Below are 14,974 nucleotides of genomic sequence, written 5' to 3' on the forward strand. Positions count from 1 at the left end.
GGCGGTCGGTCACGACAGCCCCGCACGCTCGGCGATGTCCGGGTAGAGGGCGAAGGCGGGCAGGAGGAGCTGGACCAGGCGCAGCACCTGCTGTGACCGGCCGAGGACGACGAGCCGTCCGGTGCCCAGGGCGCGGGGAAGGGAGAGCCGTCCGCTCCACAGCTCGTGGGAGTCGGCGGAGCCGACGACGAAGGTGACGTCGGCCGGTGAGCCCCCGCGGCCGGTGGCGATCCCGTCGGGGGTGATCCGCAGCTCGGTCCCGGCGTCGGTGAGCCGGTAGCCGACGGTCATCCCGGCCGCGGCGAGGCCTTCGGCCAGCCCGTGCTTCTTCTGGAGCACGGTGAACAGCTCGGTATGGGCCTCCACCGTGCGGTCGGCGGAGGTGGGAGGAGACGTGACGGTCATGGTGGCGCTGCCTTTCACGGTGCGTCGGACGGGGTGGGCGGGGCCGGAGCCGTCCCCGCGGGTGCCGGGGACAGGCGGTCGAAGGAGTCGGGCAGGCGGCCGGTCCTGGCGATCGGCAGTAGCAGGTCCTGGAGGCCTTCGCCGATCCTGCGCATGTCGAACCGCTCCCGCACCGTCCGGACCGCGGCGCCCCCGATCCGGTCGCGGTCGGACTCCAGGGCCCGGACGAGTGAGCGGGTCAGGGAGCCGGGGTCGGTGGCTGTGTGCAGGAACCCGTTGACGCCGTCCACCACGTACTCGCGGGGAGCGCCCACGTCCGCGCAGACCACGGGCAGGCCCGACGCCATGCACTCGGTCGCGGTGATGGCGAAGGTCTCGGTGGGGCACGGGAGGCTGAGGACGTCGGCCGACGCCATCAGACGGGCCTTGTCCTCCCCGCGGACGGCGCCGGTGAAGTGCACCCTCTCCGGATGGGGCAGCCGGGCGGCCAGCGCTCTCAGCTCGGCGGTGAGCGAGGGGGACCCCTCGCCCGCGACGACCAGGTTGGTCGTGGCGAAACGCTCCCGGGACTGGAGGCGCCGCACCGCCTCGAAGGTCAGGTCGATCCGCTTCTCCGGCGCGATCCGGCCCAGGGTCAGTACCACCGGGCCGTCCGGGGAAAGACCGGGGACGATCCCGTCGAGGGCGGCGCGATCGCGGCGGTGCGGCCCGAACCGGGCCAGGTCCACTCCGTCGAAGGGCAGGGCGTAGACGCGCTCGGCGCCGAACGCGCCCACTTGGCCGACGGCGGTGGGAGAGGCGCACAGGACCCCGTCCACCTGGCGGTAGAGGTGGCCGATCAACGGGGCCAGCGTCACCTTGCGGGTCTGGCGCCAGAACGGGTAGACGCCCGCCGATCCGTAGAAGTCGGTGTGGTAGTAGGCGAGGTAGGGCACACCGTTGCGGCGCGCCCAGCGGCGGCCGGCCAGCCGCCAGCCGGAGAACAGGAAGGAGCGTTCCAGGTCGGTGTGCAGGACCAGGTCCGGCCGCAGGAGTTCGATGGCGCGCTCGATGGCGAGGGTCCCGGTGCGCGAGGGCACGCGGAACACCGGATAGGGGGCCCAGGGACGGGACGGGTAGAGGATCACGCGGCTGTCGCCGTCGGGGGCGATGTCCGCCAGTGCGCCATCGGGGTGTTCCGGGGCCAGGACGACCAACCTCATGCCACCCTGTTCGGCGAACCACCGGGCGCGGTCCAAGTTGCCGGTGGCGGGGCCGCCGATCTCGGGCGGCCACCCCGTGGTCACCCAGACCATCAACGGTCGCGAATCGCTCACTTCGCTCCTTTCGGACAATTCTGTCGGTGATGTCTGGACGCTAGACGTCGCCGGTCAAGCGATCCTGAGGGCGTTATGACGCCGGGCGTGTGCTGTTCTGAGGGAAATCTGAGGAAGCCACCCCGACCTGGTCCTTTGCGGGGCGCCGAGTACTTCGGGGATGGATTTGTGATTGATCGGCCAATAAGCTCGCGGCATGGTCAGAGCAACGGCGGACGAACGCCGGCGGGCGATGTTGGCCGCCGCGCGCCACGAGTTCGCGCAGAAGGGGTACAGCGGCGCCACCACACAGGCCATCGCGGCCAGTGCGGGAGTGTCCCAGCCCTACGTCTACAGCCTCTTCCCCAACAAGAAGGCGCTGTTCGGCGCGGCCTGGGAGAGTTGCTGCGACGAGATCGAGTCCACGTTGACCGCCGCGGCCGAGGGGTTGGCCGGGGAGGAGGCCGTGCGCGCGATGGCCCTCGCCTACGACGAGCTCATCCGCGACCGCGACCTGCTCCAGTTCCAGCTCCAGGCCTGGGCGGCGGCCGGGCAGGACGAGGAGCTCCGAGCGGCTGTGGCACGGCGCTTCGAGCGGTTGTGGGAGCTGGTCGGGCGCGCCGGGGGGACGGAGGGCGAGCAGACGGCCGACTTCATGGCCACCTGGGTGCTCTACAACGTCGCGGTCTCCCTGGACCTGTCCCTGACCTCGCAGTGCCGGGTGTCGGCCGCACTCGACCGAAGGTCCGGCTGACCCGGTTCCGTCTCCTCCGGGACGGGTTCGCGTGTTCCTGGAACTTATTGATCAACCAATCAGAAAGGACTCCACAGTGACCCCCCGAACAGACTCCGGCCCGGACGACGAGGCGCCCCCGAGGGCGAACGGGCTCCTCGTCTTCCTCGCCACCGGTGTCGGCCTCTTCATGGCCGGCCTCGACAACCTCGTCATCACCGTCGCCCTGCCGAGCATCCAGCGCGATCTGGACACCGATATCGCCGGCCTGGGGTGGATCACGAACGCCTACACCCTGACGTTCGCGGTGTTCCTGTTCATAGCCGCCGTCGTCGGCGACCGCCTCGGCCGCCGTACCGTCTACCTCACCGGTCTCGGCCTGTTCACCGCGGCCTCCGCCGTCGCCGCGCTGGCCGACTCGGTGTCCGTCCTGGTCGCCGCGCGCGCACTCCAGGGGCTGGGAGCGGCCATGATCGTGCCGCTCTCCCTCACTCTGCTCGTCACCGGGGTGACCCGGCGCCGACGCGGCCTCGCCATCGCCGGGTGGAGCATGATGAGCGGTATCGCCGTGGCCCTCGGCCCCTTCGTCGGCGGTGTCATCGTCGAGTTCGGTGACTGGCCGATGATCTTCTGGGTCAATGTCCCCATCGGGCTGGCCCTGCTGCCCGTCGCCGCGTTCTCCCTCCGGGAGAGCTACGGTCCCGCGACCCGCATGGACCCGGTCGGTCTGATCATGGTGGGGTTGGGAATGCTCGGTGTGGTCTACGGCCTCATCCTCACCACCGCCGAGGGATGGGCTTCGCCGATGGTCCTGCTGAGCCTCGCGGGCGGAGCCGCGGTGCTCCTCGCCCTCACGGTCTGGGAGCGGAGGGCGTCCTCGCCCATGCTCCCGCCCAGGCTCTTCCGCAGCCGCGGCTTCACCCTGGCCAACCTCGTGGCGCTGCTGGTCACCTGCGGAATGTTCGGCGTGGTCTTCCTGCTCACGCAGTACCTGCAGAACGTCCTGGGCTACGAGCCGCTGTCCGCGGGCGTCCGCACCCTGCCGTGGACCCTGGCGCCCGTGGTCATCGCACCGCTGACCGCGCCGCTCGCGGACCGTTTCGGCACCCGCCCCTTCATGGTCCTCGGCACGCTGCTCCAGGGACTGGCACTCGTGTGGTTCGCCCTCACGGTGGACGTCGGCACCCCCTACGCGATGCTCGTCCCGGGGCTGCTGGCCGCGGGGGTCGGCATGGGAGTGTTCTTCGCGCTCATCGCCCGCCAGGTCCTGGCCTTCGTGAACGACCGGGACGAGGGGCTGGCCTCGGGGGTGAACAACGCACTGCGCGAGATCGGCGTGGTAGCGGGAGTGGCGCTGCTGGTGGCCGTCTTCGCCGCATCCGGATCACTGGCCACCCCGGAGGAGTTCGTCGCCGGTTTCGTGCCCGCCCTGTGGGTCGGCGCCGGGATCGTGTCGGCGGCCGCGCTCGTGGCCGCCCTCACCCCACCCGAGCCCCGGGACGGGAGCGCCGGGTCGGAGGAACAGGGGGATCGCGCCGAGAGGGCGCGCACAGCCGCGTCCTAGCGTCGGGACACGTCGGCCATCACGGCCGTGCCGGAGAACATCTCGCGCACGGCCGTGACGGCCTCGTCTGCCACGGTGATCCCGGCCAGGAGCGCCTCCATCTCGTCGGCGTGGGCCGCCAACCCGCGCTGCCGGGCGTACCGGGCCAGGCACACCAGCGTCTGTGACTCGGAGAGGAGCCAGAGCCGTGGATGCCGCTGCACCAGTGCGGTGGTCGCGCACGCACTGGCGCTCCAGGGAGCGGGCTTTTGGGCCTCGCACGGATCGGAGTCCGCCGCACGACCCGCGAAACGCACCATGATCAGGTAGTTGTCCAGCGCGCGGCGCAGTTCGCCGACGGTGACAGGGTGGCCCCCCAGAAGGGGGCGCGGTACGGCCGCGGTCAGACCGTACACGGCTTGACCGAGCGGGTCGTAGGCGTGGCGGCTCAGCACGCCGGCGTCGGCGAACTGCTCCAGGATCCGGTGGGAGTGCTCGGTGGGCGCCTCCATGGAGGCCGTTGCCAGCCACACCCTGAACGTTCTCACGCGCGCCTCGCTCAGCAGGCGCAGCAGGCGTTCCACGGGCAGACCGCCTCCTCTCGGAGTCACGGGGCCGGGCAAGGGCGTTTCGGCCCCGTGGGGAGAGACCCTGCCGTTGAGGACGTCCTCGTGGATGCGCAGCAGCTCTGGCCCCGGTTCGACGCCGATCTCCTCAGCCAGGCGCCCGCGCCCCTCCCGGAAGGTCTCCAGGGACTCCACCTGGCGGCCGGAGCGGGCCAACGCCAGCATCAGCATGCCGCGCAGCTCCTCGTTGAAGGGGTGCGCGCCCACGAGTGAACGGAGGTCGACGACGGCCTCGGCCGGGTCGCCGTGGCGCAGAACCAGGCTCAGATGGCGCACGCTCACCGCCAGTACCTCCTCTTCCACCCGTACCAGCCCCAGACGCGCGCGAACCTCGGGGGCCAAGTCGTCCAGCGGGGTGTAGCGGGCGTGCGAGAGAGCCACGCGGTAGGCCTCCAGCGCCGACTCCGGGCGGCCGTCCGCCTCCTCGGCCCTGGCCAGGGCCGAGGAGGCGCGGAAGTCGTCCAGGTCGAGCTCTCCGGGCAGCACACGGAGGCAATAGCCGGAGTGCTCCGTGGTCAGGCGCTCGGCGCCCTCGCGGTCGGCGACCTTGCGCAGGGCGCGGCGCAGACCGCTCACGTGCGTGTGCAGGGCGGCTGCCGCGCCGCTGGGACGGGTCTCGCCCCAGAGGCATGCCGCGAGTTCGCTCATGGGGACCATGCGGTTGGCCCGTAGGAGCAGGGCAGTGGCAAGGACCTTCTGCTTGCGGGTGAGTCGGCAGGCGCGCCCGCCGTTGGCGAGCGTGTGCTGACCGTCGAACACGGAGAAGCGCACTATCGGTGCCTCGCTCTCTTCTGTTGACGAAAATCCTTCCTCTTCATCTTCGGTAGGGAACGCCGACCGGAAGGGAGTTCTGTCCGAAGGCGGACAAAAGCCGGGCTGTGTCGTGCATCACAGTGATTCTGGAGTGCGAAGACACTGTGCCGCACGGGGGCCGAGCCGCTGTCGGCAGTGCGGTTGACAGTGGTCAGGAGGCCACAGCCTTCACATGGTTCACGGGGGGCTCAGTCACGGAGCGGCAGCGCAAAGTCATGGCCGACGGGGCCCGCCGGGATCCGGCGGGCCCCGTCGACAGGGGGTGCGGGTGTCAGCCCTTGGCGGAGGCGCCGCTCGCGGCGGCCTCCCTGCCGGCCTCCGCGCCCGCGTCGTCCGCGTCGGCGGTGTCGGACCCGGCCGCGGGCTCGTCCAGCGGCACGAAGCCGGAGGCGTCGGGGCTGGTGTTGTAGCGGTCCAGGTCCAGGATGCCCTCGCGCTTGGCGACGACGGTCGGGACCAGCGCCTGGCCGGCGACGTTGACCGCGGTGCGGCCCATGTCCAGGATCGGGTCGACGGCCAGCAACAGGCCGACGCCCTCCAGGGGCAGGCCCAGCGTGGACAGGGTCAGGGTCAGCATGACGGTCGCGCCGGTGGTGCCGGCGGTCGCGGCGGAGCCGATGACCGAGACGAACACGATCAGCAGGTAGTCGGTGACGCCGAGGTCGATCCCGAAGAACTGGGCGATGAAGATCGCCGAGATCGCCGGGTAGATCGCGGCGCAGCCGTCCATCTTCGTGGTGGCGCCGAACGGGACGGCGAACGCCGAGTAGTAGCGCGGCACGCCCAGGTTCTGCTCGGTGACCCGCTGGGTCACGGGCATGGTGCCCATGGAGGAGCGGGACACGAAGCCGAGCTGGATGGCGGGCCAGGCGCCGCTGAAGTACTTCGCCGGGGACAGGCCGTTGAGCCGGGCGATCACCGGGTAGACGACGAACAGCACCAGGGCGAGGCCGATGTAGATGGTCAGCGTGAACTTGCCGAGGGCGCCGATGGTGGTCCAGCCGTAGCTGTACACGGCGTTGCCCAGCAGGCCCACGGTGCCGATCGGGGCCAGGCGGATGACCCACCACAGGGCCTTGAGCACGACCTCCAGCGCGGAGGCGGTGAAGGCGATGAAGGGCTCGGCGGCCTTGCCGACCTTGACGGCGGCGATGCCCAGGACGATGGCGATGACGATCAGCTGGAGGACGTTGAAGCCCAGCGAGGTGCTGACGGTCCCGTCGTCGGCGACCGAGGTGTCCGCCGCCAGGCCGAGGAAGTTGGCCGGGACGATGCTCTCGATGAACGCCAGCCAGGAGCCGGTGCCGGACGGGTCGCCCGCGCTGGAGGCGTCGACCGCGCTGTTGAGGCCGGGCCGGATGGCCAGCCCGAGGCCGATGGCGATGGCCACGGCGACCAGGGCGGTGGCGCCGAACCACAGCAGGGTCTTCCAGGCCAGGCGCGCGGCGTTGGTGACGTTGCGCAGGTTGGCGATGGAGGAGATGACGGCCAGGACGATCAGCGGCGGCACGATCGTCTGGAGCAGCGTGACGAAGGTCGAGCCGATGGTCTGGAGGGTCACGGCGAGCCAGTTGGGGTCGCCCGCCTCGCCGACCGGGCCGATCTGGAAGGCGACGACGCCGAGGACGACGCCGAGGACCAGGCCGAGGAGGACCTGGGCCGCGAACGGGAAACGGAAGCCTCTGCGCTTCGTGGGCGCGTCGGTGCTCTGTGCGGACACGGGATGTGACTCCAGGTGGTGAAGGCAGCCGGAGGAGCGCACGACGACGCGGTCGGCGCGGTGGGACGCGGCCCCGGCTCGGGGAATGGCGGGATCACCGGTGGGAAGGTGACGGATGGTGGGTACGGGTGTGCGGCGCGCTGCCCGGACGGGCGCGCGTGGACCTAGCTACACGCCTGACAGCCGCGGCGGCACAGGTCGATGTGCCACCTTCGTGTCAGTCCCCAGATGTTCGTCACGATCAAGGACAATAGCCTCGATCCCTTACTTATTCCATACATGTGTGTCGACGTCTTGCTGTCCCAGGGGCCACACTGTCGACACCGTGGGCTTTTTCGATCTTCCGCTCCGCCCGGATGGGGCGAGGATCACGTGGATCGCCGGATCCGGGGAAGGTTCCGTGGAAAACACCGTGACGGAGCGACGGTGATGGCTACCGTGGGCGACGAGAACGGTCCGACGACCGGAGGCGGCGACATGTCTGTTCCCACCGTGGCCGAGGGCCTGGTCTCCGAGTTCGGTGAGGTGACGATTCCGATGCCGCCGCAGGACGGGTTCACCGCCGACGACCTCGACCGCATCCCGGGTCTTCCGCGACACACCGAACTCCTCGATGGAAACCTGGTCTTCGCGAGCCCCAGAAGCGCTTTCACATGTTCGTGCTCAAGCTGCTCGAACAGCAGTTGGACGCCCAGGTCCCGGAGGACATGGTGACGTACCGGGAGATGACGGTCAGGCTCGCCGAGCGGCAGAGGCCCGAACCGGATCTCATGCTCGTCCGCGAAGGCGACGGACAGGGGGTGCACGACACCTGGATCGAACCTCAGCTCGTCGCGTTGGCGGTCGAGGTGATCTCTCCCGAGTCCGAGGTGCGTGACCACGAGCGCAAGCCGCAGCTCTACGCGGAGGCGGGGATCCCCCACTTCTGGCTCGTCGAGGAGGAAGCGCACATGGAAGCGGTGGTGTACGCCTACGGACTCGATCCGGTCAACAAGAAGTACGGGAATCTGACCGTGTACCGGGAACGGCTCAAGACCAGCGCGCCGTGCGACCTGGACATCGACCTGACCCGCGTCTCCCGTGCCGGGAGGGGGAGCCCGGCGGGGCGTGACGCATGAGGGAGGCGCCGGCAGCCGGCGCCTCCCCCGCGTGCTCCCGTCGGCCGGGGACTAGGCGTCCTCGATCTCGCAGACCACCGCGCCGTTGCCCACGGTCTCCCCGGCGGACACCTTGAGGCCGCGGATCGTCCCGGCCCTGTGGGCGGTCAGGGGCTGCTCCATCTTCATCGCCTCGATGACGACCACGGTCTCGCCCTCGGCCACGCTCTGCCCCTCCTGGGCCACGACCTTGACCACGGTGCCCTGCATCGGCGAGACCAGGGAGTCGCCGCTCGCGGCCGCCGCTGCCGCACCGCCCCTGCGCGAGGACCGCTTGCGCCTGCCGGCGCCGGCGGCGGGCGCCTCGACCGAGGCGCCCAGCCCCGCGGGGAGCACCACCTCGATCCGCCTGCCGCCCACCTCCACCGTGACGCTCTCGCGCCCGGCCTCCCCCGCCTCGCCGGGGGCGCCCGACCACGGCGCGATCGTGTTGTCGAACTCGGTCTCGATCCACCGCGTGTACACGCCGAACGGCTGCTCGGGGTCGGCGGGCGCGAACGCCTCGTCCTCCACGACCGCCTGGTGGAACGGGATCACCGTGGGCATCCCGCCCACCTCGAACTCGGCCAGCGCCCGGCGCGAGCGGGCCAGCGCCTCGGCGCGCGTGCGCCCGGACACGATCAGCTTGGCGACCATGGAGTCGAAGGCCTGGGGGACGGTGAACCCGGCCTCGCAGCCGGTGTCCACCCGCACCCCCGGGCCGCCGGGCAGCTTCAGCCCGGTGATGGTGCCCGGGGCGGGCATGAAGCCCCGCCCGGGGTCCTCGGCGTTGATGCGGAACTCGAAGGAGTGCCCGCGGATCTCGGGGTCGCCGAAGCCCAGCTCCTCGCCGTCGGCGATCCGGAACATCTCCCTGACCAGGTCGATGCCGGTGACCTCCTCGGTCACCGGGTGCTCCACCTGCAGGCGGGTGTTGACCTCCAGGAAGGAGATGGTGCCGTCCACCCCGACCAGGAACTCGCACGTGCCCGCGCCCACGTACCCGGCCTCGGCCAGGACGGCCTTGGAGGCGGCGTAGAGCTGCCGGGTCTGCTCCGCGCTCAGGAACGGGGCGGGGGCCTCCTCCACCAGCTTCTGGTGGCGGCGCTGGAGCGAGCAGTCGCGGGTGGAGACCACCACGACGTTGCCGTGGGTATCGGCCAGGCACTGGGTCTCCACGTGCCGGGGCCGGTCCAGGTAGCGCTCCACGAAGCACTCCCCGCGCCCGAACGCGGTCACGGCCTCGCGCACCGCGGACTCGTAGGCGTCGGGGACCTCCTCCAGGGTGTGGGCGACCTTGAGCCCGCGCCCGCCGCCGCCGAAGGCGGCCTTGATCGCGATGGGCAGCCCGTGCTCGGCGGCGAAGGCCACGACCTCCTCGGCCGACTCCACCGGGTCGGGGGTGCCCGCGACCAGGGGCGCGCCGACCTTCTGCGCGATGTGGCGGGCCTGCACCTTGTCACCCAGGGCGGTGATGGCCGAGGGCGGCGGACCGATCCAGGTCAGGCCGGCGTCGATGACCGCCTGGGCGAAGTCGGCGTTCTCGGCCAGGAACCCGTAGCCGGGGTGGACGGCGTCGGCGCCCGAGGCGGCGGCCACGGCCAGGAGCTTGGCGATGTCCAGGTAGGAGTCGGCCGGGGTCGACCCGCCCAGGGAGTGGGCCTCGTCGGCGAGCTTGACGTGCAGGGCGTCCAGGTCGGGCTCGGCGTAGACGGCGACGCTGGCCAGCCCGGCGTCGGAGCAGGCGCGGGCGATGCGCACGGCGATCTCGCCGCGGTTGGCGATCAGTACTTTACGCACGGTGGGAAGTCCTTCTGCTGTGGCGTGGGGCGGAGGCGCACCGGCCGCTCCCTGCGACGTCTGGGTGGTGGTGGAGCACGGGGGCCGTCACCTCGTGCTCAGGCGCCAGGCCCCGGGCCCGGGGCGCAGCGGGGCGCGCAGGTTTCGGGAGCGGTCCCCCCACCCCGAGGGGCGCCGGTCCGCCCCGGGCGCGTCGGAGGCCGCGCGGGCGGCGTTCGCGCGCGCGGCGAGGACGGCGGTGAGGACCGCGACCTCCTCGGCGGTCGGCTCGCCCCGGACGACGACCAGGTGCGGCGGGTTCTTCGGCGCGCTCACAGCGGGATGTTCCCGTGCTTCTTGGGGGGCAGCTGCTTGCGCTTGTTCCGCAGGGCCCTGAGGGCCTTGGAGATCTGGCCCCGGGTCTCGGACGGCATGATGACGCCGTCCACGTATCCCCGCTCGGCGGCGGAGTAGGGGTTGAGCAGGGTGTCCTCGTACTCGCGGACGAGCCGGGCGCGCTCGGCCTCGACGTCGTCGGCGGCGGCGAGGGTGCGCCTGTGGAGGATGTTCACCGCGCCCTGGGCGCCCATGACCGCGATCTGCGCGGTGGGCCAGGCCAGGTTGACGTCCGCGCCCAGGTGCTTGGACCCCATGACGTCGTAGGCGCCGCCGAAGGCCTTGCGGGTGATCACGGTGATCAGCGGCACGGTGGCCTCGGCGTAGGCGTACAGCAGCTTGGCGCCGCGCCGGATGATGCCGTCCCACTCCTGGTCGGTGCCGGGCAGGAAGCCGGGCACGTCCACGAAGGTCAGGACGGGGACGTTGAAGGCGTCGCAGGTGCGCACGAAGCGCGCGGCCTTCTCGGAGGCGTCGATGTCCAGGCAGCCCGCGAAGCTCATGGGCTGGTTGGCGACGATGCCGACGGAACGGCCGTCCACGCGGCCGAAGCCCACCACCATGTTGGTGGCGAACCGGGCGTGGACCTCCAGGAACTCGCCGTCGTCCAGGACGGCCTCGACGACGGTCCGCATGTCGTACGGCTGGTTGGCCGAGTCCGGGATGAAGGTGTCCAGGGCCAGGTCGGTGTCGGTGACCTCGTCGCCGGGGTCGTCCTCGGGCGCCAGGAGCGGCGCCTCCTCCAGGTTGTTGTCGGGCAGGTGCGAGAGCAGGGTGCGGACGTAGTCGATGGCGTCCTGCTCGTCGGCGCCCATGTAGTGGGCCACGCCCGACCTGGTGCTGTGGGCGCGCGCCCCGCCCAGGTCCTCCATGGAGACGTCCTCGCCGGTGACGGTCTTGATGACGTCGGGGCCGGTGATGAACATCTGCGAGGTCTCGTCCACCATCACCACGAAGTCGGTGAGGGCGGGGGAGTAGACGTGTCCGCCCGCGGCGGCCCCCATGATGAGGGAGATCTGCGGGATGACGCCCGAGGCGTGGGTGTTGCGCTTGAAGATCTCCGCGTACAGGCCCAGCGCGACGACGCCCTCCTGGATGCGCGCGCCGCCGCCCTCGTTGATGCCCACGACGGGGCAGCCGTTGGTGAGGGCGTGGTCGAGGACCTTGACGATCTTCTCGCCGTAGACCTCGCCGAGGGAGCCGCCGAAGACGGTGACGTCCTGGCTGAAGACGGCGACGGGGCGCCCGTCGACGGTTCCGTGGCCGGTGACGACACCGTCGCCGTAGGGGCGGTTGCCCTCCAGCCCGAAGCTCGTGGAGCGGTGTCGGGCCAGGGCGTCGAACTCCACGAACGACCCCGGGTCGAGGAGCGCGTCGATGCGCTCGCGGGCCGTCATCTTGCCTTTGGCGTGCTGTTTCTCAACGGCTCGCGCGGAGCCCGCGTGGACGGCTTCGTACCGGCGTCGTTGCAGGTCGGCGAGCTTGCCCGCGGTGGTGTGGATGTCGATCTCGTCCGCGGGCAGCGGTTCAGGGGCTTCGGTGGCCATAACTACGCAGGTTAACCGCGACCTCGCGGGACCGGGGCACGCGGCCCTGGTTACTCGCCAGTAGGTGCGGTTCGGCACAGCCCTGTCCGCACCCCTCCGGAAGGGCTCGGGCCGGCCCGCGGCGGCGCGGAAACGACGTGATGAAATGTGCGCCCCTTTCCCTTGCGCAACAATGCTTAACGCCCGGGCAAAGTGCGTCGGAAATGCGCCCCCGCGCACCTGTCGTCCGGCCCGATCTCTGTAGTGTCGGGCCCATGACAGCGGTAAGCGCAGAACGCGACAGTGCCCGGCAGGAAGTTCCCGAGCAGCTCAGGAATGACGTCAAACTCCTCGGAGAGATGCTCGGAACGGTCCTCGCCGAAAGCGGCGGCGAGGAACTGCTCGCCGATGTCGAGAAGCTCCGACACGCCGTGATCGGCGCCCGTGACGGTTCCGTCACAGGCGAGGAGATCACCGCGATCGTCGCCGCCTGGCCCCTCGAACGCGCCAAGCAGGTGGCCAGGGCCTTCACGGTGTACTTCCACCTGGCCAACCTCGCCGAGGAGCACCAGCGGATGCGGGCCCTGCGCGAGCGCGACGACGCCGCCAACCCTCCCCGCGAGTCCCTGGCCGCCGCCGTGCGCGCCATCCGGGAGGCCGACGGCGGGGAGGAGCGCCTCAACGAGCTCGTGGCCGGCATGGAGTTCCACCCCGTGCTCACGGCCCACCCCACGGAGGCCCGGCGCCGCGCCGTCTCCACCTCCATCCAGCGGATCAGCGAGGACCTCGACGCCTGGCACGCCTCCCACGAGGGGAGCAGCGCCGCCGCCGAGGCGCACCGGCGCCTGCTGGAGGAGATCGACCTCCTCTGGCGCACCTCCCAGCTGCGCTACACCCGGCTCGACCCGCTCGACGAGGTGCGCACCGCCCTCGCGGCGTTCGACGAGACCATCTTCTCCGTCATCCCGCAGGTCTACCGGAGCCTGGACGCCGCCATCGACCCCGACGGCACCGGCGTCCGGCCCCCGCGCGCCACACCCTTCGTCCGCTACGGCAGCTGGATCGGCGGCGACCGGGACGGCAACCCCTACGTCACCCACGACGTGACCCGCGAGGCCGTGCTCATCCAGTCCGAGCACGTGCTGCGCGGGCTGGAGGGCGCCGCGGACAGGGTCGCCCGCACCCTCACCGCCTACTCCAACCTCACCCCGGCCAGCCCGGCGCTGCTCGACGCCCTCTCCGCGGCCCGCGCCGGCCACCCCGCCCTGATGGCCGGGATCGGCGAGCGCTCGCCCAACGAGCCGCACCGCCAGCTCCTGCTGCTGGCCGCCGCCCGGCTGCGCGCCACCCGCGAACGCGACGCCGACCTCGCCTACCCCGACGCCGACGCCTTCCTCGACGACCTGCGCACCGTGCAGGACTCGCTGGTCGACGCGGGCGCCGTCCGCCAGGCCTACGGCGAGCTCCAGCACCTCGTCTGGCAGGCGGAGACCTTCGGCTTCCACCTCGCGGAGCTGGAGATCCGCCAGCACAGCGAGGTGCACGCCGCCGCACTGGAGGAGCTCCGGGCGGGGAAGGCCCCCTCGGAGCGCACCGAGGAGGTCCTGGCGACCATCCGGGTCATCGCCTGGATCCAGGAGCGCTTCGGCGTGGAGGCGTGCCGCCGCTACATCGTCAGCTTCACCCGCACCGCGGAGGACGTCGCCGCCGTCCACGAGCTGGCCTCCCACGCCCTGCCGCCCGAGCGGATGCCCGTCCTCGACGTCATCCCCCTGTTCGAGACCGGCGCCGACCTGGACGCCTCGCCCGACGTGCTCGACGGCATGCTGGAGGTGCCCCAGATCCGGCGGAGGCTCGAACAGACCGGCCGCCGCGTCGAGGTCATGCTCGGCTACAGCGACTCCGCCAAGGACGTCGGCCCGGTCAGCGCCACCCTGCGGCTGTACGACGCCCAGGCCCGGCTGGCCGCGTGGGCGGAGCGGCACGACGTGCGGCTCACCCTCTTCCACGGCCGCGGCGGGTCGCTCGGACGCGGCGGCGGGCCCGCCAGCCGCGCCCTGCTCGCCCAGGCGCCCGGGTCGGTCGGCGGCCGGTTCAAGGTCACCGAGCAGGGTGAGGTCATCTTCGCCCGCTACGGGCAGCCCGCCATCGCCCGCCGCCACATCGAGCAGGTCGGCCACGCGGTGCTCATGGCCTCCACCGACGCGGTGCAGGAGCGGGAGCGCTCCGCCGAGGCCAGGTTCCGCGGGGTCGCCGACGCCATCGCCGGAGCGGCCCAGGAGACCTACCTGGAGCTGATCAACACCGAGGACTTCGCGCTGTGGTTCTCCCGGGTCAGCCCCCTGGAGGAGCTCGGGGAGCTGCGGCTGGGCTCGCGCCCCGCGCGCCGCGGGGCGGCACGCGGCCTCGGCGACCTGCGCGCGATCCCGTGGGTGTTCGCCTGGACCCAGACCCGGGTCAACCTGCCCGGCTGGTACGGGCTGGGGTCGGGGCTGGCCGCCGTCGAGGACGTGTCCGCACTCCGGGCCGCGTACCGCGAGTGGCCGATGTTCGCGTCCCTGCTCGACAACGCGGAGATGAGCCTGGCCAAGACCGACCGCACCATCGCCGAGCGCTACCTGGCGCTGGGCGGCCGGCCGGAGCTGACCGCGAGGGTGCTGGACGAGTACGACCTCACCCGCGAGCTGGTCCTGCGGGTGACCGGCCACAGCCGCCTGCTGGAGAACCGGGCGGTGCTCTCGCGGGCCGTCGACCTGCGCAACCCGTACGTGGACGCGCTGTCCCACCTCCAGCTGCGTGCCCTGGAGGCGCTGCGGGGCGAGGAGGCGGACTCGCTCTCCGAGCAGGACCAGCAGCACCTGGAGCGGCTGCTCCTGCTCTCCGTGAACGGCGTCGCCGCCGGACTCCAGAACACCGGCTGACCGCCACGGCCCCCGCGACCGCGGCGGCGCCCCGCACCCGGGAGGGGTGCGGGGCGCCGCCGGTCGTCACGGGGGCCGGGC

At 71.7% G+C, this 14,974-nt stretch carries 11 protein-coding genes; 4 read left to right on the forward strand and 7 right to left on the reverse strand.

Features of this window, described 5'->3' with window-relative positions; all coding sequences use genetic code 11:
- Nucleotides 1–9 precede the first annotated feature (9 nt).
- Nucleotides 10–405 (reverse strand): SCP2 sterol-binding domain-containing protein, encoded by a 396-nt coding sequence (locus ABZ234_RS14295; RefSeq protein ID WP_355012296.1) that lies wholly within the window; start codon nt 403–405, stop codon nt 10–12.
- 14 nt (nt 406–419) lie between these two features.
- Complete coding sequence (locus ABZ234_RS14300) at nt 420–1,721, reverse strand: glycosyltransferase (protein ID WP_355012297.1); 1,302 nt, start codon at nt 1,719–1,721, stop codon at nt 420–422.
- 196 nt (nt 1,722–1,917) lie between these two features.
- Here ABZ234_RS14300 and ABZ234_RS14305 point away from each other — a divergent pair, with 196 nt between their 5' ends.
- Nucleotides 1,918–2,454: a TetR/AcrR family transcriptional regulator gene (locus tag ABZ234_RS14305; protein ID WP_355012298.1), complete on the forward strand. Its 537-nt coding sequence runs from the start codon at nt 1,918–1,920 to the stop codon at nt 2,452–2,454.
- 76 nt (nt 2,455–2,530) lie between these two features.
- A complete protein-coding gene (locus ABZ234_RS14310; RefSeq protein ID WP_355012299.1) occupies nt 2,531–3,997 on the forward strand; it encodes a DHA2 family efflux MFS transporter permease subunit in 1,467 nt (488 codons plus the stop codon).
- Here the strand turns inward: ABZ234_RS14310 and ABZ234_RS14315 are convergent.
- Both ABZ234_RS14315 and ABZ234_RS14320 read right to left on the reverse strand, forming a co-directional pair.
- Complete coding sequence (locus ABZ234_RS14315; RefSeq protein WP_355012300.1) at nt 3,994–5,361, reverse strand: AfsR/SARP family transcriptional regulator; 1,368 nt, start codon at nt 5,359–5,361, stop codon at nt 3,994–3,996. The two genes, ABZ234_RS14310 and ABZ234_RS14315, sit on opposite strands and share 4 nt — an antisense overlap.
- A gap of 325 nt (nt 5,362–5,686) precedes the next feature.
- The gene (locus tag ABZ234_RS14320) at nt 5,687–7,135 is read right to left on the reverse strand and encodes a dicarboxylate/amino acid:cation symporter (protein WP_355012301.1); all 1,449 of its coding nucleotides are present in this window, start codon (nt 7,133–7,135) and stop codon (nt 5,687–5,689) included.
- Nucleotides 7,136–7,788: 653 nt separating this feature from the next.
- Between ABZ234_RS14320 and ABZ234_RS14325 the strand changes: the two genes are divergently transcribed.
- Nucleotides 7,789–8,253 (forward strand): Uma2 family endonuclease, encoded by a 465-nt coding sequence (locus ABZ234_RS14325; RefSeq protein WP_355012302.1) that lies wholly within the window; start codon nt 7,789–7,791, stop codon nt 8,251–8,253.
- A gap of 51 nt (nt 8,254–8,304) precedes the next feature.
- On the opposite strand, the gene ABZ234_RS14330 is transcribed toward ABZ234_RS14325, so the two are convergent.
- From ABZ234_RS14330 to ABZ234_RS14340, 3 genes are all read right to left on the reverse strand, one after another.
- Complete coding sequence (locus ABZ234_RS14330) at nt 8,305–10,071, reverse strand: biotin carboxylase N-terminal domain-containing protein (protein ID WP_355012303.1); 1,767 nt, start codon at nt 10,069–10,071, stop codon at nt 8,305–8,307.
- 87 nt (nt 10,072–10,158) lie between these two features.
- Complete coding sequence (locus ABZ234_RS14335) at nt 10,159–10,386, reverse strand: acyl-CoA carboxylase subunit epsilon (RefSeq protein ID WP_355012304.1); 228 nt, start codon at nt 10,384–10,386, stop codon at nt 10,159–10,161.
- Entirely contained in the window at nt 10,383–11,993 is a 1,611-nt protein-coding gene (locus tag ABZ234_RS14340) for an acyl-CoA carboxylase subunit beta (protein WP_355012305.1), read from the reverse strand. The genes ABZ234_RS14335 and ABZ234_RS14340 overlap by 4 nt, the downstream gene beginning before the upstream one ends.
- Before the next feature lie 338 nt (nt 11,994–12,331).
- On the opposite strand from ABZ234_RS14340, the gene ABZ234_RS14345 reads away from it, so the two are divergent.
- Complete coding sequence (locus ABZ234_RS14345) at nt 12,332–14,893, forward strand: phosphoenolpyruvate carboxylase (protein ID WP_267950249.1); 2,562 nt, start codon at nt 12,332–12,334, stop codon at nt 14,891–14,893.
- Nucleotides 14,894–14,974 lie beyond the last annotated feature (81 nt).

It is taken from the genome of Nocardiopsis sp. NPDC006198 (assembly GCF_040613895.1).
In the GTDB taxonomy this organism is placed as follows: Bacteria; Actinomycetota; Actinomycetes; order Streptosporangiales; family Streptosporangiaceae; genus Nocardiopsis; species Nocardiopsis tropica.